This window comes from bacterium, assembly GCA_041648665.1.
Taxonomy (GTDB): Bacteria; UBA10199; UBA10199; order 2-02-FULL-44-16; family JAAZCA01; genus JAFGMW01.
Genome location: JBAZOP010000057.1, coordinates 1 through 18,382 on the forward strand (window position 1 = coordinate 1; position 18,382 = coordinate 18,382).

Sequence of the window (18,382 nt, forward strand, 5' to 3'; positions counted from 1 at the left end):
GCCTTGGCAAACAGGACGGCGGCTCCACGCCGATAAAGGCGCTGGGCGCGACGGATCAGCACTCGCAGGTCCAGCTCTACATGGAAGGGCCCAGGGACAAGGTCTTCACCTTCCTGGGGGTGGAGAAATTCTCTGCCGACGATTCGGCCACGCGCATCTCGGAGGCCGACGGCGCATACGAGTATTTGAACGGCAAGGACATGGGAGAAATCCTGCGCGCCGAGCAGGCGGCGACCACGCGCGCACTGGCGAGCCAGGGCCGGCCGAGCCTCACGGTCGCCTTCCCCGCGGTGGACGCGCGCCACATGGGCGAGTTCTTCATGCTCTACGAGACGGCCACCGCGATCGCGGGCGCGCTCTACGGCGTGAACCCGTTCGACCAGCCCGGTGTCGAGCTCGGGAAAAAGCTGACCAGGGAGATACTTGGAAAAGAATGACACAAAAAAACCGTTCCTCACCACGGCCTGGGTCGCCTCCACGTACTTCGCCGAGGGCCTCCCGTACATGCTCGTGCGCTTCATGTCCTCTGTCTTCTTCACAGACATGGGGGTGCGCGAGGCACTCCTGGGCTTCCTCAACTTCCTGGGGATACCCTGGAACCTCAAGTTTCTCTGGGCGCCCTTCCTGGACATATTCGGCACCAAGCGCAGCTGGATGCTCAACATCCAGCTCATCATCACCGCGCTCACCTTCGCGATCTCGGCGGTCGCCGGCTTCTACTCCAAGGGCGGACCCACTTCCGCGCTCTCCGTCATAGCCTTCATCTTCGTGGGGCTGGCGTTCGTCTCCGCGACAAACGACGTCGCGATCGACGCATACTACCTCGAAGGGCTGACCGAGAAGCGCGACCAGGCGGCGTACTCGGGTCTGCGCGTAATGGCCTACAGGATCGCGGTCATCTACGCGCGCAGCGTGCTGGTCGCCGTCGCGGGCATCGCGAACTGGGTCTGGGGCTTCGGCGCGGGCGCGGCGACCATGCTAGCCCTGTTCATCCTCCACAATGCGATCCTGCCCCGCTTCGAGGTCGAGCGCGCTAAGAAGCGCATACGGGTAAAAGAGGTCGCCCGCCAATTCATAGATTCGTTCTCATCGTACCTGAAACAGGATCGCATCCTCGTGGTCCTCATCTTCGTGGCGAGCTACAAGCTCGGCGACGAGATCCTCTTCTCCATGAACACGCCCTTTCTCATGCGCGAGCTCGGCGTCACCAAGACGCAGCTCTCGCTCATCGCCGGCGTCATAGGCTCGGTCACCGCGATCGCCGGCGCGATGCTCGGCGCGTGGTGGATCAAGAGGGTGGGGCTCCGCAGGGCCATCTGGCCGATCACGCTGCTCATGAACGTGAACATCTGGGCGTACGTCCTGCTCGCATGGGTCAAGCCGTCCGCGGCGGACCCCTTGGGACTCGCCTTCATCGCGGCCGTCCACGGCTACGAGAACATCGCGGCAGGACTGGGCACCGCCGCACTCATGGTCTACCTCATGAGGCTCTGCAGCCAGCAGTACAAGGCGGCGCACTTCGCGATCGGGACCGCCATAATGAGCATCGGGGCGACGTTCATAGGCGGGTTCAGCGGGATAATAGTGGAGAAGGTGGGCTACACGAACCTCTTCATACTGGGTTTTATCGCCGCCATCCCATCCATCCTTCTGCTCTTCAAGATCCCGCTCCACGAGGAGGACGAGAAAGCCAAATAAAAAGGGCCCCCGAGGGGGCCCTTTTATTGTTGATCACGCCGATACCTGAGTCATTCGCCCTTTTTCTTCTCCTGCATCTGCTCCATCATCTTCATCATGGGGCAGTTCTTCATCATCTCCTTCATCTGCTCTGGATTCATCCCCTTGCCGCCCATCATCTCCATCGGGCCCATGCCGCGATCCCAACCGCGATGGCCGATCTTCGCGATCTTCCAGTAGCCGCCGCAGATGATGAGCAGGATCGAGATGATGACCACCGCATGGCCCACTATCTTGTAGAAGAGCTTGCAGCAGACCTCCTCCTTGCAGACCTTCATGAGGAGAAACGAACCCGCGACCAGCGACAGCATAGAAACAGCGATCAACATCCCCGCTTCACCGTGCATCATATGGCCCCCTTTTTTGATTGTTCAGGGCCGGATTATCGCCCATGGGAAAAATCTCGTCAATGCCCTTGCCCTTGTTTCTTCAAGCTCACCACGTTACTCGCCTCCTCCGCCTGTTTGCCGAGATCTACCACCGCCCCCAGATATTCCTTTATCCGTCTGTCCTTTGGGGCGATCCGCCTGGCCTTGTCGAGCTCGGCTATGGAGTCCTTGAACTGCCCCAGGGTCGCAAGCAGCGCCCCCATCCTCGCATGCAGCACCGCTATCTCCTCCCCGCTCTCGTCCGCCATCTTTATGGCCTCTCTCATGCAATACATAGCGCTGCGAAGGTATCCCAACGCCGCCTCATCGTTTCCGATCTGAAGATGGTAGTCGGCGAGGAAGTGATAGACGTGCCCCATCTCACCCTTGAGCCAGGCGTCGTCTCCATTGACCATTGCCGCCCACTTGAGGTCCGAGAGCGCGCCCCTGAAATCCGCAAACTCCAGCCTGGCCTTGGCCCTCTGCAACCTCGCTTCAATATCATCGTCTTTCTCTATCCTCGAGTCCAGCGGCCCGAGCTCCTCGCGTATCCGCGCAGTCACGATCCTGGCCAGGCCCTCGAGCTCCTCAAGCAATTGAGCCGTATCTTTCGAGACCTTCGCCCTTCCGTACGCCCCTATCGCCATCCTGATCGAGTCCGCGATGCGCTCCCACGATTTGGCATCCCCCTTGAAGTTCGTAATGTGGTCCATCGTGATCCTGAGATAGTCCTCCGCCGCCTCCTCGTGCCGGCCGGCCGCGTTGTGCACGCCGGCAGAGAGCATGAGCAGCTGCCTGCGCTGATCGATCGCCTCATCCCCTGCCATGTGGCTCGTGAGCAGGCCTCGGTACAGGGCCACCGCAAGCCCGGCGCCATCCTTTGCGGCGAGACTCTTCGCAGCCTTGAGCCAATAGTTCATAGCTCTCCGGGCCGTATTTTGCGGGGTTTCAAACGCATCCGCCGCATTCGCCTCGATGAGGGCGGCCACCTCGGAGACGAGCGCCGCCGCCACGTGCATCCCGCCTTCCACGTAGTAATTGGCGGAGCAGACGAACGAGGAGAGGACCTCCTTGGCGTCGAACTCATCGCCGACCATAAAGAGGATGCCCGAGATGAACGAGAGACGGGCCGCCTCGCGGCATCGATCCCTGTCCGCCGGATTCCAGGCGAGAGTGGCGGCAAAAGCGGAGTCCAGAGCCGTTTCCGTGAAGAAGCCGCCGCCCAGGCGTATCGGTTTGATTTTATGACTCAGGGGCGCGGGGTTTATGATCTCCCTCATCTTGCTGCCCTCGAGCATCTGCGCGCGCCTCATCATCGCATCGAAATCCGCCTTGTTGTGCACTGAAGCGGATTCGCGCCTGAGCACGTCGGCGATACTGCGGGTGCTCATGAAGAAGATCGACTCTATTTCATTCGCCTCAGCCACGAATCCCGCGTCGCTCAACGGGTCGCCGCCTGCCTGCTCATATAAGGCGAGGGCTTTGGATGAGGTGTCCTTGACATCCACGAGCGGCCTGAAAGAACCGTGCGAGGATTCATAGGATATGACGCCCCCTGCGCCGAGTGCACCCGGCATCAGGACCTCGCGGTTACAGAGCACCCTCGTATTTTCGAACACAGCCCCCATCTGGTTTACGAAGGTGGCGAGCGCCGGCCTGGCCAGGAGCGGACCTATGCTTAAGCCCCGCGATGTCATCGGCATGAAATTCCCTTTCTCAACGCCGCTATAGCGTCAGCCGATTATCGTCAACCGGGCTGATTTGTTGCTAAAAAAAACAGCCCCCTCATACCAACCCTGTCGGGCGCTATCAAGGCTTGAAAAAAACGGCCAGGACTGCAATAAGGCCCATATGACGCCTCTGGCTGCACATCCTCCTTTGCCGGTTCAGAGCGCGCCCTTTCACCTGCTCACGCCGCCCAAGGTTGAGCCCGCGGCCATGCAGCAGGAGATAACCAAAGCTTGCTCCCAGGCACAGATGGTTGGCCTGAATATGGTCCCAGAGCTTCTGCCGCTCGTGCAGCAATTGGGGAGGCTCAGCAGCGAATGGAACGCCCCTTATTTCGACAGCATCCTCTATGAGCATATCAGACACTACAAGGACCCCGCCAAGGTGAAAGAGCGCCTTTCCGCTGAGATCGATTTCTTCCATGCGCTCTACAGGCCGGCCAAGAGGTTCAGGATATATCCGGTGGATGAACATTGGTTCGACGACCACTCGGTCTTTCCCACCATCATATTCGCGTCAGGAGGAAGGGTCTTCGGGTGCGCCGATTTCGTGAGTCTGCCCGAGGCGATGGTCCTCGAATATATACAGGGCGCGAGTTTCTCCACGTCGAGCGAGCAGAGGGCGATGATCGGCAGACCCTGGTTCGAGGCCTTCATGGAGCGCGCGATAGAATCACATTCGCGCCTCCATAACTTAGGGATCCGCATGATGCTCAGGATCGAGGAGGGCCATTATCTCCCCAGGATGGTGAGGGACCGCTATTTCGAACGGCTCCCCGCATCGGGCCGCCTGCACGCGCTGGCCACGAACAGGGAGAGGGTAAGAAGATCTCTGGATGGCCTATAAAGATTTTACGCAACTTTCGCGGCGCACAGCCGAAGAGCCCTCGATGCCGACCGTGACCAATCACCTCGTGCCGTACTGCCCTGTGCTGCCCAATTTGGGCAGCGCGCTGTTCCCGGTTTCGCAAAGGGAGCTTGCGCCCATGGCGATGGAACTCCTACGGGACAACCCGGCCATCGTCGTATCCGGCCAATACCAACGGGACTGGGAGCTCAACAGGCAGATAGGCAAGACCACGACCGTCAAGAATCGTCTCGTCAGCGCACTCATAAAGCAAGAGCGCACCGTCTCCTACTTCAACGTACAAAGAGCCGTGCTGAGTTTAGATCACACGGGTTCATTCGTATCCAATTTAGCTCCTCTGGCGAGTAAAGCGCGCACCCTGCGCGATGCGGATGTCTATGTGCTGGACGAGGTCCAGCATGCCATCCCGTTCAGGGACACATTGAAGGAGCGAAGGATGTGCCGGGAGCCTTATGCAGAGGCGATGATGGCGCTGTGGGACAAGGCTGCGAAGGGACTGGAGCGCGGCGGAAGACTGGTCCTCATATCCTGTTTTCACCCCCGCGACCCGTTCTTCTGGAACAGCATGTACAACAGCGCCATGGCGCTCTTCTTCAGCTCCCCCGTGCTGGAGCTGAAGTCGTCAAAAAGGTAGCCCTTATATTCTTGACATTATAGTCACAGCGGAGTTGATTGCGGCGCTCGATAACTACAACCAGGAATACCCAACAAGGAGGTTTTCTATGTTCGGTCTTAAGAAATGGTTTTTGGGAGGCATGCTGATCGCAGCAATAACATCCCTTCCGTTGTTCGCAGCACATGCAATGAACAAGGTTTATTTCAGTTCTGAGACATTCGAGCAGAACGAAGACGGCGGTACTGCCACGATCATAATTGTGCGCGTCCCCGAGGGTACACTCACAGAAAAGGCAGAAAGTCTCGCAAAAAAAGTAACCGTTGAGTTTGCGACAAGCGACGGCACAGCCACTGCAGGCAGCGATTATACTGAATATACAACAACAGTGGTCTTCGAAGCTTGGATCCCTATTCAAATCGTAACGATTCCGATCATTAATGACAATGATTATGAAGAAGATGAGATAGTCAATTTGGCTCTGTCAAATCCGACGGAAGAAGACTTAGAAAATCCCGATGTACTGGGAAGCCCCTCAACCGCAAAGCTGACCATTATCGAAGATGAAACCAAAGCCACTTGCGGCAATTCGGTTGTCGAACTTACAGAACAATGCGATTTTGGCCCCTCGGTCGAAGGCGATTGCTGCACCGACGACGACTGCCAATTTGAAGCTGCCGGCTTTTCCTGCGACGATCAGAGCACCTGTTCCCCAACCGATCAATGCGATGACGCGGGCCTGTGCACGGGCAGCGGTTCCACATGCGGCGACGGCAATCTTGATGATGCATCTTGCGGGGAAGGATGTGATGACGGAAATATGGACAACGGTGACGGATGCAACTCTACTTGCCAAATCGAATTCTGCGGCGACCAGATAATCAACAATACGAATGAACAGTGCGACGACGGAAACACGAAGGACAACGACGGCTGCAGCCCAACGTGCAAAATCGAGATCTGCGGCGACGGCGTGGTCAACAACAACGGCGACGAGCTGTGCGATGACGCCAACGCGGCGGGCGGCGATGGGTGCAGCGCAACGTGCCAGGTCGAATTCTGCGGCGACGGCTCGGTGAACAACAACGGCACTGAGCAGTGCGACGACGGGAACCTGACCGATGAAGACGGATGCGACAAGAACTGCGTCCAGGAAGCAGCCGCCGAAGAGGCCCCGGTCGAAGAGATCCCGGCCGGAGACATCACACCCGATGAGTCTTCCCCAGCCGGAGGCGGTTGCAGCCTGATTCGCAGATAGGTCGTTTTATTTACCGGTATGAAAGGGAGGCGGATCAATTCCGCCTCCTTTTTTATGTCCCTAATTCAATTCCATGATCGGCGTGGCGCCGACGCCGCGGAACATGAAATAGGAAGCGCCGATGAGGCAGAGGCAGGCCCACAGGTAATCGAGCTTGAGCGGCTCCTTCATGTAGAAGATGCAGAAGAGCCCGAACACCCCCATAGTGATGACCTCCTGGATCACCTTGAGCTGACCGAGCGAGTAAAACTGATACCCGATCCTGTTGGCCGGGACCTGAAGGCAATACTCGAAGAAGGCCACGCCCCAGCTGACCAGAATCGCCAGCATGAGCGCCCTTCCCCTCATGTCCTTGAGATGCCCGTACCAGGCATAGGTCATGAAGACATTGGATAACACCAGCATAAGGACCGGCATCGCACGCATAGAGTTCTCCTCTCAAATGCGCGGATGCATAGTCGACGCCTGCAGAAAATTCAAGGTTTTTCAGCAGGTTACAAACCGGGGACTGACCCCTCTTGAGTTCTTTTCTATTGCAAACAACCAGGCAACTGCATATACGCCGTATAATTATACGGAGGACTGACAATGGATGAGACAATCCGGCAAAGACCCATAGAAGTCGTGGCAAGGTACAGCATCCCCTATGACCTGGATACGCTCGTGGATGAGGGTTGCGGGGGCACAGACCTGTGGGAAGACGAGTACGGCGAAACCGTCGCCCTCCTCGTCTCTGACACGGGTTCAGCATACGTCTGCCCTGAGAACATGCCAACCTGGGCACGGTGGGGTTTTTATAATCACAAGTGGAGCCTCTACATGGAGCCTTCGGGCAAGGCCTGGCGGATGGAGCAGAAGCTGGTGCCTGCCGGTTCCAAAGCTGTGCGCAAATACGAGCACTCCGACGCATCAGAGGAATTTGAGGACATCCTCGCCTGTTACGAAAACCACGGCGTTTCGGATTCGACGGTCGAAGATATCAGAGACAGATTCACCTACAATCAAGATAACGAACCCGAACCGCTCTTCCCCTCGACACTGAGCGGAGCTGAAGTCTACCTCTCCGCGAAAAACTTTGGTGCAGAAAATTGTTATCTCAGTCTCAAGGATGATCTGATCAAGATCGCGATAGAAGATCCTGTCTATCTTTACTACTTTATTCCCGCCATGAATTCAGGTCCGCTCGCAGGAGAGATCGCCCAAGTTTGTTATAATTATAGCCCCGACATGCTCAACGACTCAATAGGAGAGGCGATAGAGATTGGCGAGGCATGCGGCAGCTGGCCTCACATGTTCGAGCCCGTCGACCAGGACAAGCTTCAAAAAATCATATCGGGGCTTCGCGCGGAAATCGAGGATACGAGGGAAAGCGATTCGAAGAGAGATATTTTGGACATCGCGATCCAGAACTTCGAGCGTGCCTACCGCACAGCGGCCGAGATCGAGGTGTTCGAGGACGAGTGCTACCCCGAATGTTCAAATCCTGCGCCCGTTAGCGCCCCCTGAATTCCCGCAAAGATATAGTTACGGGCGGATCGAGCCCTCGAAGCCGTCGGTGAAGAACTCGCCGAACCTTGCCACGAGGATCGCATGCGCGAAGGCCCTCGCATCTTCGTTGTTCTGTCGCGAGTCAGTCCTGGCGTCGCCCCTGACAAAGGAAACCCCGTGCCATCCGTACTGGTTGAAGTCGAAGCAGTACGAATTGCTCAGGTCGAATCGCGCCGCGATCATCGGCGTCATCAGGATATCGTCGACGAGCGCGTCCCCTGTGGGCGGCACGAGGAGATGGGAAATACTGCGGTCCAAAAATTCTGCAACCCTCTTCGCGCTATAGCCGTGTCCGACATAGACCGTGGCCTCTTTGCCGGGGGCCCCGCACCTGGCGCCGCCGCCGTTGCCTATCTTGAAGATTTCGATGATTCCCCGCAATGCGAGCCTTCCCAGGACACCCATGATCTTCGATAGTACCCGGGCGTTCTTGTAATCGAAGTTCAGATGCAGCTTCCATCCCTTTCCCGGCTCGAGGGCCTCGACCGCCTCTTTGTGAAGATCCCGGACATGGACCAGCGCCCCTCTGACTTCCGGCGTTACGAAAAACGGCCGCCTCCTCGGATACAGATTGGCAAGATATTCCGCCCCCTCCTGAGCTATGCGATATTCGTAGAGTCCGGGGAGGATACTCGACGCAGGCTCATAGAGCGTCTGCCACACGATATCGCCGCGATTGAACTCCTGTGCCGCTTCCAAGACCTTCGGCATCATCGACTTCGGCGAATACCCTCCCCTTTGCTCGATGTCGGCCGCCAGCGCATCCATCTCCGCATTGAGCTGAATAGCCCGCCTTGCGCGCTGCAATGCGCCAAAGACCAAGGAGGGAACCGGGCCGGCCGGGCATGCGAAAGACGGGGCAACGGGCGCCTGCGAATAGGCGGATGCAGCCGAAAGAGCGGGCGACACAATTCCCGCAGCAGGTCCGAAGACCGCCTCATGCGCATGGGCGATCGCCGCCGGGGCGGCAAGGCCGGTTGTAACGGAAGGAGTGATCATGTTTTGTCGCGCTTTTCTCAAGCGCGCTCATGGAGGTTGTCGACAGGAGAGGATACTTTGTTGCGCGCTTTCTTAATGGACCGAGGCGCAGGCCCACTCGTTTTTTCTTCCTTAAAATCTCAAGGGTTACAGACCGGGGAGCGACCCCTATTGGGTTATGAGCGCCGCCAGTTCGTCGGGCGCCTCTATAGGAATCATGTGGCCCGCGGCCTCTATGGTTTCGAGATGCGTGCTCGGGATCTTCTCTGCAAGCCAGCGCGAGTTCTCTGGAGGCAGCACCCTGTCCTCGGCGCCGACCACCACGAGCGTCTCGGCGGATATTGCGTTCACGCGGTCGCGCACATCGAAGGATTCCAGCGCGGCGAGCTGGCCCAGGTACGCCTCGACCGGCTGAGGAAACTCGTCGCTCATCCTCTCAGCAACATATTCCTTCGGCGACACCGTGTCCCGATATCTTGCGCCGAAGATGGTCTCATAGACCTCGATCAGGAGCGCCTCGCTCACATCGGTCCTGCGAAAGAGGGTCTTCACCTTCTCGGATGGGGGATATGGCCCGTGCCACGAGGGAATTGTCGACACGAGCACGAGCCTTCTCACGAGCTCCGGGCGACCCAGCGCCAGCTCAAGCGCCACGCATCCGCCCATCGAAAATCCGACGATATCGACCGGAGGTTCTGCAACCCTTTCCAGGAGTCCTGCGACATCATCGGCCATGACCTCCATGGTATACGGACCGCCAGGCTTATCGCTCCTGCCGGAGCCCCGCATGTCGCATGATATGAGCGTGAAGTCGCCCTTGAGGCGCCGGGTCAGCGGCTGCCATTCGCGCAAGTCGTTGCCCAACCCGTGGATCAGGAGCATCTGCGGCCCGCGGCCGCACGTCTCATAGTAAAGCCTGATCCCGTTTGACCTTATGTATGGCACCTGTTCTCCACGAAACCGCTTACCGTCGGTCGTTGGCTTCGATCTTCCCCTGCGCTCGATAGCTCTCCCTGTACTCACCGGGAAACGGCGTCTTTTCTCCCTTTTCTAATGTTTGGGTTTTCTGTTTCTCCCGATGGTGCTCTGCAAAGTCCCCATCGGGCAGAAAGAACACCAGGTCCTGGGATGGACGAAAAGGGCCAGGACGATTCCAAGCGCGGTGGTTATGAGACAGATCCGCACAAACACCCGGCCCCAGTGATAGACATTACCCGGATCCAGACTTATCTGATAGATCATGAAGCCCATCAAGAGGACGACGATCGACCACCTGAACACTTTGTTGCGGAACCATAGCGGTATTCTTGCGTTGGGGCTGATATGAGTGACGATCTTGTCATAAAACGCCCCGCGCGGACAAAAGGTGCCGCAGAAATACCGGCCTCGTTTATAGAAGCTCGTGAAGAGCGCCGAAACCATGACGATTGGCACAATAAAGCCGAGCAGCGGATACCACTGTCCCGCAATTATTGTTATCGGCACAAGGAGCCACAATACTGAGCGAATCATAGAACGTCTGGTCATGACAGGATTAGATGCCAAAACGAAATTGAATACAATCGGTTACTTACAACTCGGGAAACGGATCCTTTCTCTGCCTTTATTATCGCTTGTAATTAAAGAATCTCATTGAGGCTTGAATCGACAGGGATTCATTATGGGAGCCTCATACATATTCTCAGGCGTGTCCTCGTATTCCGACCTGATCACTATGGCGGCTTTCACAGGCTTGAAATCCGGGTCAGACCCGATCTTGTCCTCGATCCTCTTTACGATCGAGGAGAGAAAGTCATAGAATACAGAATACGCATTGATCTTGTCGCCGTTTGTATATCGCCTGTATGCTTCATTGCTGCCCGAAACGTCGCTCGCATAATAGAACGCTGACTTGAGCCAGGTCAGATTGCCAGGGCTGCAATAGTAATTCTCAGTGCTCTCCGTCACCGCCTTTCCGTGAACTTTCAGCCCGTCCCTCTGCAAGATCCACTTGATGAACGGCAGGCCGACCATGATATCCTGGGAGCGCTTCATGATACATGGATGCTTGAAGTAACAACCGCTCGGCTCTGTCAGCTGCGAGCGCATGCTCTGGGGGACGATCCCTTCACTGAATATATAATGGACGAAGAGGTCCCTCGCCTCCAGATTGCTCCCGTGCGCTATCTTCGTGCAGCCGTCCAGCGTGGAGGTGCCTTCGTACCGGTCCAGGATCTCCGAGCCACAGGGGATCGTAAATGTATAGGAGTGTTTTCCGAAATAGTACCGATTCAGGGCCCTGACCACCGTCTCGTTCACATCCGCCCTTATCTTGTTCTTCATCGAGTCGCCCATAGCATGGCCTCCTTTGCAGATGCGGACTCTCATAGCGCATTTTCGCGCGGCCTGGTGCAAATTTTTATGTCGGAAGGAAAGACTGGTAATTTTAATCAATTAGTTCAATAAGTTAGCATGTAGCCTGCCAATAGGAAACCACTTCGTAGTGGTTTGAACCTGTCACCTAACGAACCGTACGGAAGCAGGTTAGGTACGGATCTACTGATTGGCTTCCAGTGCGGTCAGGCGGCAATCGTGCTTTTCGCAGCGTTCGGTGATGCGGTTGATCTTGGAGCAAATTCGGCGCTCCATATCCAGAATGTCGTCCTTGAGGCCGCGAAAAACAAGTTCCAAATTTGAAAGCCGCATGTTGGACTCATCATGCGATGTTCTCAGCGCTTTCATGTCCCTGCTGTTCTCTCTGACTTCAGTTGTCAGTACATCCATTCGCTCGAGCACAAGTCGGAACTTTGAATTCTGATCTTCAATCAAGACAGCATTATAGTGCATCAGCGTCTCTTTCTGGTTCAACTCTTCAACAGGCGTGTCCACTCTGGCCTCCTTCGCCCTAGCCTTTTTCTTCAACATGCAACCTCCTCGTCTCTATGCGGCGCGCCTTCGCCTGTCAACGGCATATGCATCCTGGCTTATGCAAACAGCATGCCTATCAGAGGATGTTGTGGATAAGAGGAGAGCAGGCTGAAATATCGACGAATTTACGGAACACCCGACGATGCTGCAGTAATCAGGGTGCTGCGAATCGCTGCAGGGGTGACCAGAAATTGTGCAGCAGGAAGTGGCTTCCTATTGACGTATTTGCTGACAGTAGGAAGTGGCTTCCTGTTGACACTACGAGGTGAGAATTATGAAGGCCAGCATGCTGAGCATGGCCAATAGAAAACCGATCGTCAGTATCATCTTGTGATGTCTTTTCATCCTTTGCTCCAATCGCTTGCACAATGTGTCAGCAACTCAATCCCCCGCCCCCCTTTTGCTCCGTGACGGGGGTTTACGGGGGGCTAGTTCGTAACATTATTACACACACCTAAATATTGCTGAGAGGCTTTCATCCCAAATATGTCATTAATTTTATTCCAAAACGACGCTCCATCCTGCCAGATTACAAAACTATTATTACCATTTCTCTGTGGGATCTGTATTGATACACCTTCGATATAAGATCCTTTAACTGAATTAACACTAACAACATCTGAATCACCAGCGGACGAAAACTTTGGTGATCCGGTCATCAAATCATAAAACAACCATGTCAGCTTGGTTGAATTGTGTACATTCTTAAAAATAAATTTAGAATTCGTCTCTATAGATTCATTCCCAATGTCATGTCCTTCTTGGTAATTACACTCAATTGGCTTATTCCAATCTAAATCTTGTTTATCTATTTTGACAACATGATTACATGACACGCAACAAATGAAGATAATCAAAATTGAAAGAAGGTTTAATAGTTTCATAAGTGCACTCCTCATGTTTTCTAATCCATAATCCATGTCGTATTTCATTAAAATTGAACATCCGAGGACACGACACTTAACTACGTCTCTGTCCTTCGCTATCCCCCACACACCTTGCACGCGACGCTGTGAGGAAACTTGCAGAATTTATATTAGAGAGCAAGGGAATACAGGACAGCCAGCGGGGTCACCCTCCCCCTAACCCCTCCCATCAAGGGAGGGGGAAAGGGGTTCAAATACACCACATGTCAGGCAGGAAGGAGGACTCCCATCTGGATTTAGCAGCGTTTTCGGGACTTCTCTGCCTGGTGGCCTTAGAAGCGGAGCCTGGAGGGGCGTGATGTGGCTAGCGCAGTGAGCCGATTTTGTCGGCGAAGGATCGCCGGTCGCGCCTGAGTAGAACCAATTTCGCGCGACACCTCATGTTGTTTGAGCCCGCGAAATGCCCTCATCAATTTCGTAAGACCGTCTTTTGGCTTTCGCGGGCGAGTTCATGAGGTGAGGCGATACGAGACCGCTACAAAATCGTGCGAACGGAGCTCTCGCCACATCACGCCCCTTCAGGCGCAGCGTTACCGAACCGCGCCCCGTCTGCGGACTTCGGATTAGCGGGCTGTTCCAACTTAAAGTCACAATTTGTGACTTTAAGCTTTGGTGCCGAAAATGATGCAGTGGTGCTGCGAAACGCTGCACCTGCCGATCAGCGCCCCCCTGATTTTCAAGGGCTTTTATCTGGCCTAAGGATTGCATTTCAGATTCTTCATGACCCGAAAACCATTCAAACATGACAACGAAATACCGTCCTGCAACACAGAACTGCAACCGATCGCATCGGATCTGACGCCGGGAATCGAGAATCGCATCCTTGTCATCAGGGGCCAAAGGGTGATGCTCGATGCCGATCTTGCATACCTGTATGGTGTGACAACCAAACGACTCAATGAACAGGTAAAGCGGAACCAGGGACGTTTTCCAGCAGATTTCATGTTCAAGCTGACGAGTGAAGAGTGGTCCGAACTGGTCGCAAATTGCGACCGGTTCAAAAACCTTAAGCATTCTACAGTGTTACCCAATGTATTTACGGAGCACGGAGCCGTGATGCTTGCAAATATCCTGAAGTCAATGAGGGCTGTGGATATGAGCGTCTATGTCGTCAGGGCCTTCATCAGGCTCCGCGAGATAATCTACAGAAATGAAGAGCTGGCAAAAAAGATAGGTGATATTGAACAAAGGCTGGCCATCCACGACAAAGCCGTTATCTCGATATTTCAGGCGATAAGAAAACTCATGTCGCCGGGGCCGAAGAAGAGGAAGAAGGTAGGGTTTATTTGGTAAAATCAGCTTCGGATCCTAACACCGGGGACAGGCCGCTAATGTATCACATGTGTCCTCAGTCTGCCGCGGACTGTCCCCTATTTAGTGCGGACTGCCCCCTATTTTTGCACTTCATTCGTAGTCTTCGGTTCTTTAACTTTGAGGCCGGCTTGTTTGCCAAGCAACAAATAGATCGTCTTGGCCGGGCCGTCAGGAGCCATGAAGACGATAGAGGTCGGATTCTTGCCCCTCTCATAAATGACGATTATCGGAGAAACCGCCCTCTTCTTCATATACATATGAAGAGGGAGAGAGCGGGCGCTGAACAGAGGCCAGCCGCCCCGGTCATAGATCGTGTTCAGGGCGGTGGGAAGGGTGTCGTTTGCCGCCTTGAAAACCGCGTCATAGCCAAAGTACAGCTCCTTGATCGCAGAATAGGGTATCTTGAACATCTCGACGCTCTCGGTCCCCTTTCCATCCTTCTGATCGATGCGAGTCTTATAGAAGATTGCCTCGGTCGTCCCTAAGTCCAGCATCCCATTGTATTGCGCATATTGAGTATACTTCTGAACATCGATCTCCGGGATTCCCGTCACATACGTTACATCCTCAATTTGCGCAGGGACAGAGGAGGGGCCTTCATACACCCTTGTGCTCGGTTTCGGCGCAACCGCAAAAGCGGGGGCAGAAAAAATAATCAACAATGATGCTGCAGTTATAATTCGAACGATACTTTTACCCACATTGCCTCCCTATTATAATGATCCCTGCTTGGAGGCACGTCTATAACATCTAGAAATTAACACAAGGGTGTTGAGTGCCGCCCCGCCTGCGAACTTCGCGCAAACAGTCTTAACACCGGGGACAGGCCGCTAAGGTATCACAGATTATCCTCAGCCCGCCGCGGACTGTCCCCTGTTGAACTGCGGTATGTCACCTATTGAACTGCGGAGTGTCTTCTATTGATAATCAGAAAGCCAGTTCGCCTTCCATGACCGCGATGACGGATGCGCCGGAGAGGAATTGATCGAACAGCTCGTTGCCTGACGGGTTTTCGGGAATCGTGGTCTCGAGTTTCATGGTGATCATTCCCTGCGCGAGCGGTTTCACCGTCTCGATCGCAAGATCGGAGAGCACGAAGTCGACCATGGCCGAGACCCCTTGCCTCGCCTGATCCGCGGTCAGTTCGCCCAGCGCCACGCGGATGCGGAAGCCGACCCCGTCGAGATCGATGCGGGTGCCGTCAAAGGTCCCCTTGGCCTCCACCCCCTGGGCCCCGCTGATGATCATCGTGGCGGTAACACCCGAGGGCAACTGCGGGATCTCCTCGGAGCGCAGATACATTATCGCGTATGGGAAGTCGTCCATGCGAAGGGTGACGTCGCCGCCCGAGATCGTGAACCTTATGGGACCAGTGATCTCCAGATCCTTCGGCCCCCCCGGCGCCAGATCCGGGATGTCCAGCGCAAAGCCGCCGGTGTAGCACGCGGTGCCGCTGCCAGGAGTGCAGGTGGCGAAGGCGCCGCCCGCCTCCTCCTCGCCGTTGGGACCCTCTATCGCCTCGCCCACGACCTCGACGTAGAATATCCCCTCGCGCGGATAGTCGTACACCGCCTCGAGTATGGCGCGATGATAGATCACGCCCTCCTCTTCCTCTCCCACTTCGTCGGGATTCTTGGGGATCCAGCGTTCGTTGTCTCCCGTGACCCAGCCGCCGTAAGCGGCCTGGGAGGGCTCGAGGTTCATGGGCGCGTACGTGACGCTCACCTGCATGGAGCTGCCGGGCGGGATCACGACGTCCGCGGTCCCGACCGCCTGTCCTCCGACCGTGATCCCGTCTATGCGGAAGTGGCCGGCGGAGTTGGAGCCGCGATCGAAACCTATCGCGCGCATGTGCTGCTCCTCATCGTTCGAGCTGTTGCCTATCACTATCGTCTTGCTCGCGCTCTCGGTCACCGCGGTCTCGTCGAACACCTCCGTCTGATACACGACGAATGAGCCGCCCTCGGAGCATGCGCTGAGCGCGATGAGGAGCAACGCGATACCAAGGAGTTTGCGAATTTGTGATATGTTGATCATGTTTTCGTAATCAGTTCTCAGTTTTCAGTTATCTGTTTTCCATTTCTCCCAGTCCAGACGCACGGCGCCATCGCCATGCAGCATCGGCACCACACACTTATCGACCCCCGGCCGATAAAGTTGCGTCAAAAAAACCGCGGGCGAACAAACGCCTACGGTTAAATTAGCCTTATAAATCAACTTATTGGATTATTTTGCGGTTTATGAACTCCCGGGCCGCCTTCTCTATCTCCGGGTTGTCGGTGAGCGCCACCGGATATTTGCCGGTGAAACAGGCGTCGCAGAACCACTCGCGTCTCCCCTTCTTGTCGAACCAGTAGAGCCCGTCGTGCGAAAGATAGCCCAGCGAGTCCGCGGTGATGAACTCGCGTATCTCCTCGATCGTCTGGCTCGCGGCGATCAGCTCCTTGCGGGTGGGGGTGTCGATGCCGTAGAAACAGGGCCACGCGGTCGGGGGGCTGGAGATGCGAACGTGCACCTCTTTCGCCCCTGCCCTGCGTATCATCTTCACGATCTTCATGCTCGTGGTCCCGCGCACTATCGAGTCGTCGATCACGATCACACGTTTGTCCTTGATGATCTCGCGCACGGGATTGAGTTTGATGCGCACGCCGAAGTGGCGGATCTCGCTCTTGGGCTCGATGAAGGTGCGGCCCACGTAGTGGTTGCGTATCAGCCCCATCTCGAACGGGATGCCGGATTCCTGGGAGTATCCGATGGCCGCTGGCACGCCGGAGTCGGGCACCGGGACCACCATATCCGCCTCCACCGGGTGCTCCTTCGCAAGCTGCACACCAAAGCCCTTGCGGATCGGGTACACGTCGCGGTCGAATACGTGGCTGTCCGGCCTCGCGAAGTAGATGTATTCGAATATGCAGTGCTGCTTCTTCTTCCCCTCTCCGTTGAGTGCGCCCTTGTAGGAACGCATGCCGCCGTTCTCGAAGAGGACGATCTCGCCCGGCTCTATCTCGCGGAGATAGGTCGCGTCGATGAGGTCCAGCGCGCAGGTCTCGGAGGCCGCGATGTACGACTCGCCCAGCTGGCCCAGGACCAGGGGCCTGAAGCCCCAGGGGTCGCGCGCCGCGATCATGGCGTCGTCCGCGAGGAAGACCAGGGAGTACGCGCCCTCGACCCTGCGCAGGGCTCGCGAGATCCGCTCGACGAGCGAACCCTCGCGCTCGCGGGCGATGAGGTGCATGATCACCTCGCTGTCCATCGTCGACTGGAAGATGGAACCCTGCTGCTCGAGCTCTTTTCGGAGGGCGAGGGCGTTGGTGAGATTGCCGTTGTGCGCGATCGCGAGGTTCCCCTCGGCCGTGTTCACGACAAAGGGCTGCGCGTTCTCGATGTGCGAGCCGCCGGCAGTGGAATAGCGCACGTGGCCTATGGCCGAGGATCCGGCGAGCTCGGCTATGACGGCGCGGCTGAAGCAGTCGGCGACGTGCCCCATCGCTTTGTGCTGGAGGAATACGCCCTTCCGGCTCGAGACTATGCCTGCGCTCTCCTGACCGCGATGCTGCTGCGCGTAGAGCGAGAGATAGGCGATGTTCGACGCCTCGCTATGATTGTGCACTCCGACTATTCCGCACATGGATATTACCCCGTCACTTCATGCCGACGAGATTCTCGAGGGCCGTGGACCACTTCCTATGGAGCTGCTGGACCTCCACTGAGAGGAGGCCCTTGATCTCGAGCATCCTTCCGCCGACCCTGCCGATCCTCTTGGCAGGCGCGCCCAACTCCTTTGATATCGAGATGACCGCGTCGAGGTCTTTCGGGCTGCACGAGACTATGATGGTCGCGGCGCTCTCGCCGAATAGCAGGACGTCGGGCCGCGCCTTTGAATCCAGATCGACCGCAGCACCCAGCATCCCCCTCTTGCCGGAGATGGAGCACTCGGCCAGCGCAGCCGCGATGCCGCCCTCCGACAGGTCGTGCGCGGATTTCGCAAGGCCGCGTTTGATCAGCGTGCGAACCGCGTTCTGCACCGACTTCTCCCTCGCAAAATCCAGCTGCGGCGGCCTGCCCGCGACCTTGTTGTGCATGGCCTTGAGATACTCGCTGCCGCCCAGGTCCGGCTCGTGCCAGCCGAGCAGCACGA

20 protein-coding genes are annotated in these 18,382 nt (G+C 56.3%); 7 read left to right on the forward strand and 13 right to left on the reverse strand.

Going from position 1 to position 18,382, the window contains the following annotated elements; all coding sequences use genetic code 11:
- A partial coding sequence (locus tag WC683_14250) for a glucose-6-phosphate isomerase (GenBank protein MFA4973769.1) occupies window positions 1-437 on the forward strand: 437 nt, incomplete at its 5' end.
- Window positions 424-1,698: an MFS transporter gene (locus WC683_14255; GenBank protein ID MFA4973770.1), complete on the forward strand. Its 1,275-nt coding sequence runs from the start codon at window positions 424-426 to the stop codon at window positions 1,696-1,698. The genes WC683_14250 and WC683_14255, both read left to right, overlap by 14 nt.
- A gap of 50 nt (window positions 1,699-1,748) precedes the next feature.
- Here the strand turns inward: WC683_14255 and WC683_14260 are convergent, their stop codons facing one another.
- Window positions 1,749-2,087 carry a hypothetical protein gene (locus WC683_14260; GenBank protein ID MFA4973771.1) on the reverse strand — a complete coding sequence of 113 codons (339 nt, stop codon included), beginning with the start codon at window positions 2,085-2,087 and terminating at the stop codon, window positions 1,749-1,751.
- 56 nt (window positions 2,088-2,143) lie between these two features.
- Window positions 2,144-3,808 carry a hypothetical protein gene (locus tag WC683_14265; GenBank protein MFA4973772.1) on the reverse strand — a complete coding sequence of 555 codons (1,665 nt, stop codon included), beginning with the start codon at window positions 3,806-3,808 and terminating at the stop codon, window positions 2,144-2,146.
- A 148-nt stretch (window positions 3,809-3,956) separates the two neighbouring features.
- Here WC683_14265 and WC683_14270 point away from each other — a divergent pair, with 148 nt between their 5' ends.
- From WC683_14270 to WC683_14280, 3 genes are all read left to right on the forward strand, one after another.
- Window positions 3,957-4,679 (forward strand): hypothetical protein, encoded by a 723-nt coding sequence (locus WC683_14270; GenBank protein MFA4973773.1) that lies wholly within the window; start codon window positions 3,957-3,959, stop codon window positions 4,677-4,679.
- Window positions 4,669-5,334 (forward strand): hypothetical protein, encoded by a 666-nt coding sequence (locus tag WC683_14275; GenBank protein ID MFA4973774.1) that lies wholly within the window; start codon window positions 4,669-4,671, stop codon window positions 5,332-5,334. The genes WC683_14270 and WC683_14275 overlap by 11 nt, the downstream gene beginning before the upstream one ends.
- 88 nt (window positions 5,335-5,422) lie before the next feature.
- Window positions 5,423-6,571, forward strand: a complete 1,149-nt coding sequence (locus WC683_14280) for a DUF4215 domain-containing protein (protein ID MFA4973775.1) — start codon at window positions 5,423-5,425, stop codon at window positions 6,569-6,571.
- Between the two features lie 60 nt (window positions 6,572-6,631).
- On the opposite strand, the gene WC683_14285 is transcribed toward WC683_14280, so the two are convergent.
- Window positions 6,632-6,997: a DMT family protein gene (locus WC683_14285; protein MFA4973776.1), complete on the reverse strand. Its 366-nt coding sequence runs from the start codon at window positions 6,995-6,997 to the stop codon at window positions 6,632-6,634.
- A 162-nt stretch (window positions 6,998-7,159) separates the two neighbouring features.
- On the opposite strand from WC683_14285, the gene WC683_14290 reads away from it, so the two are divergent.
- The gene (locus WC683_14290) at window positions 7,160-8,077 is read left to right on the forward strand and encodes a hypothetical protein (protein MFA4973777.1); all 918 of its coding nucleotides are present in this window, start codon (window positions 7,160-7,162) and stop codon (window positions 8,075-8,077) included.
- Between the two features lie 18 nt (window positions 8,078-8,095).
- Here the strand turns inward: WC683_14290 and WC683_14295 are convergent, their stop codons facing one another.
- From WC683_14295 to WC683_14320, 6 genes are all read right to left on the reverse strand, one after another.
- Window positions 8,096-9,118, reverse strand: a complete 1,023-nt coding sequence (locus WC683_14295; protein MFA4973778.1) for a hypothetical protein — start codon at window positions 9,116-9,118, stop codon at window positions 8,096-8,098.
- A gap of 147 nt (window positions 9,119-9,265) precedes the next feature.
- Complete coding sequence (locus WC683_14300) at window positions 9,266-10,042, reverse strand: alpha/beta fold hydrolase (GenBank protein MFA4973779.1); 777 nt, start codon at window positions 10,040-10,042, stop codon at window positions 9,266-9,268.
- A 105-nt stretch (window positions 10,043-10,147) separates the two neighbouring features.
- Entirely contained in the window at window positions 10,148-10,609 is a 462-nt protein-coding gene (locus WC683_14305; protein ID MFA4973780.1) for a 4Fe-4S binding protein, read from the reverse strand.
- Between the two features lie 117 nt (window positions 10,610-10,726).
- Window positions 10,727-11,431: a hypothetical protein gene (locus tag WC683_14310; GenBank protein MFA4973781.1), complete on the reverse strand. Its 705-nt coding sequence runs from the start codon at window positions 11,429-11,431 to the stop codon at window positions 10,727-10,729.
- A gap of 201 nt (window positions 11,432-11,632) precedes the next feature.
- Window positions 11,633-12,001 (reverse strand): hypothetical protein, encoded by a 369-nt coding sequence (locus WC683_14315; GenBank protein MFA4973782.1) that lies wholly within the window; start codon window positions 11,999-12,001, stop codon window positions 11,633-11,635.
- Window positions 12,002-12,432: 431 nt separating this feature from the next.
- Window positions 12,433-12,936: a hypothetical protein gene (locus tag WC683_14320; GenBank protein ID MFA4973783.1), complete on the reverse strand. Its 504-nt coding sequence runs from the start codon at window positions 12,934-12,936 to the stop codon at window positions 12,433-12,435.
- A gap of 714 nt (window positions 12,937-13,650) precedes the next feature.
- On the opposite strand from WC683_14320, the gene WC683_14325 reads away from it, so the two are divergent.
- Window positions 13,651-14,223: an ORF6N domain-containing protein gene (locus WC683_14325; GenBank protein MFA4973784.1), complete on the forward strand. Its 573-nt coding sequence runs from the start codon at window positions 13,651-13,653 to the stop codon at window positions 14,221-14,223.
- Window positions 14,224-14,321: 98 nt separating this feature from the next.
- On the opposite strand, the gene WC683_14330 is transcribed toward WC683_14325, so the two are convergent.
- The 4 genes from WC683_14330 to WC683_14345 all read right to left on the reverse strand — a co-directional run.
- Window positions 14,322-14,945, reverse strand: coding sequence for a hypothetical protein (locus WC683_14330; protein ID MFA4973785.1), 624 nt, complete (start codon window positions 14,943-14,945; stop codon window positions 14,322-14,324).
- A gap of 226 nt (window positions 14,946-15,171) precedes the next feature.
- On the reverse strand, window positions 15,172-16,281 hold the full coding sequence (locus tag WC683_14335; GenBank protein ID MFA4973786.1) for a hypothetical protein: 1,110 nt from the start codon (window positions 16,279-16,281) through the stop codon (window positions 15,172-15,174).
- Window positions 16,282-16,462: 181 nt separating this feature from the next.
- Complete coding sequence (gene purF, locus WC683_14340; protein MFA4973787.1) at window positions 16,463-17,872, reverse strand: amidophosphoribosyltransferase; 1,410 nt, start codon at window positions 17,870-17,872, stop codon at window positions 16,463-16,465.
- A 13-nt stretch (window positions 17,873-17,885) separates the two neighbouring features.
- The coding region (locus tag WC683_14345; protein ID MFA4973788.1) for an AIR synthase-related protein at window positions 17,886-18,382 on the reverse strand (497 nt) is incomplete at its 5' end.

What these genes read in the sequence shown, in the direction of transcription:
- WC683_14260 (MFA4973771.1), bottom strand. Translation starts at nt 2,087, where the DNA reads ATGATGCACGGTGAAGCGGGGATGTTGATCGCTGTTTCTATGCTGTCG.
- WC683_14265 (MFA4973772.1), bottom strand. Translation starts at nt 3,808, where the DNA reads ATGCCGATGACATCGCGGGGCTTAAGCATAGGTCCGCTCCTGGCCAGG.
- WC683_14270 (MFA4973773.1), top strand. Translation starts at nt 3,957, where the DNA reads ATGACGCCTCTGGCTGCACATCCTCCTTTGCCGGTTCAGAGCGCGCCC.
- WC683_14275 (MFA4973774.1), top strand. Translation starts at nt 4,669, where the DNA reads ATGGCCTATAAAGATTTTACGCAACTTTCGCGGCGCACAGCCGAAGAG.
- WC683_14280 (MFA4973775.1), top strand. Translation starts at nt 5,423, where the DNA reads ATGTTCGGTCTTAAGAAATGGTTTTTGGGAGGCATGCTGATCGCAGCA.
- WC683_14285 (MFA4973776.1), bottom strand. Translation starts at nt 6,997, where the DNA reads ATGCGTGCGATGCCGGTCCTTATGCTGGTGTTATCCAATGTCTTCATG.
- WC683_14290 (MFA4973777.1), top strand. Translation starts at nt 7,160, where the DNA reads ATGGATGAGACAATCCGGCAAAGACCCATAGAAGTCGTGGCAAGGTAC.
- WC683_14295 (MFA4973778.1), bottom strand. Translation starts at nt 9,118, where the DNA reads ATGATCACTCCTTCCGTTACAACCGGCCTTGCCGCCCCGGCGGCGATC.
- WC683_14305 (MFA4973780.1), bottom strand. Translation starts at nt 10,609, where the DNA reads ATGATTCGCTCAGTATTGTGGCTCCTTGTGCCGATAACAATAATTGCG.
- WC683_14310 (MFA4973781.1), bottom strand. Translation starts at nt 11,431, where the DNA reads ATGGGCGACTCGATGAAGAACAAGATAAGGGCGGATGTGAACGAGACG.
- WC683_14315 (MFA4973782.1), bottom strand. Translation starts at nt 12,001, where the DNA reads ATGTTGAAGAAAAAGGCTAGGGCGAAGGAGGCCAGAGTGGACACGCCT.
- WC683_14320 (MFA4973783.1), bottom strand. Translation starts at nt 12,936, where the DNA reads ATGAAATACGACATGGATTATGGATTAGAAAACATGAGGAGTGCACTT.
- WC683_14325 (MFA4973784.1), top strand. Translation starts at nt 13,651, where the DNA reads ATGACCCGAAAACCATTCAAACATGACAACGAAATACCGTCCTGCAAC.
- WC683_14335 (MFA4973786.1), bottom strand. Translation starts at nt 16,281, where the DNA reads ATGATCAACATATCACAAATTCGCAAACTCCTTGGTATCGCGTTGCTC.
- purF (MFA4973787.1), bottom strand. Translation starts at nt 17,872, where the DNA reads ATGTGCGGAATAGTCGGAGTGCACAATCATAGCGAGGCGTCGAACATC.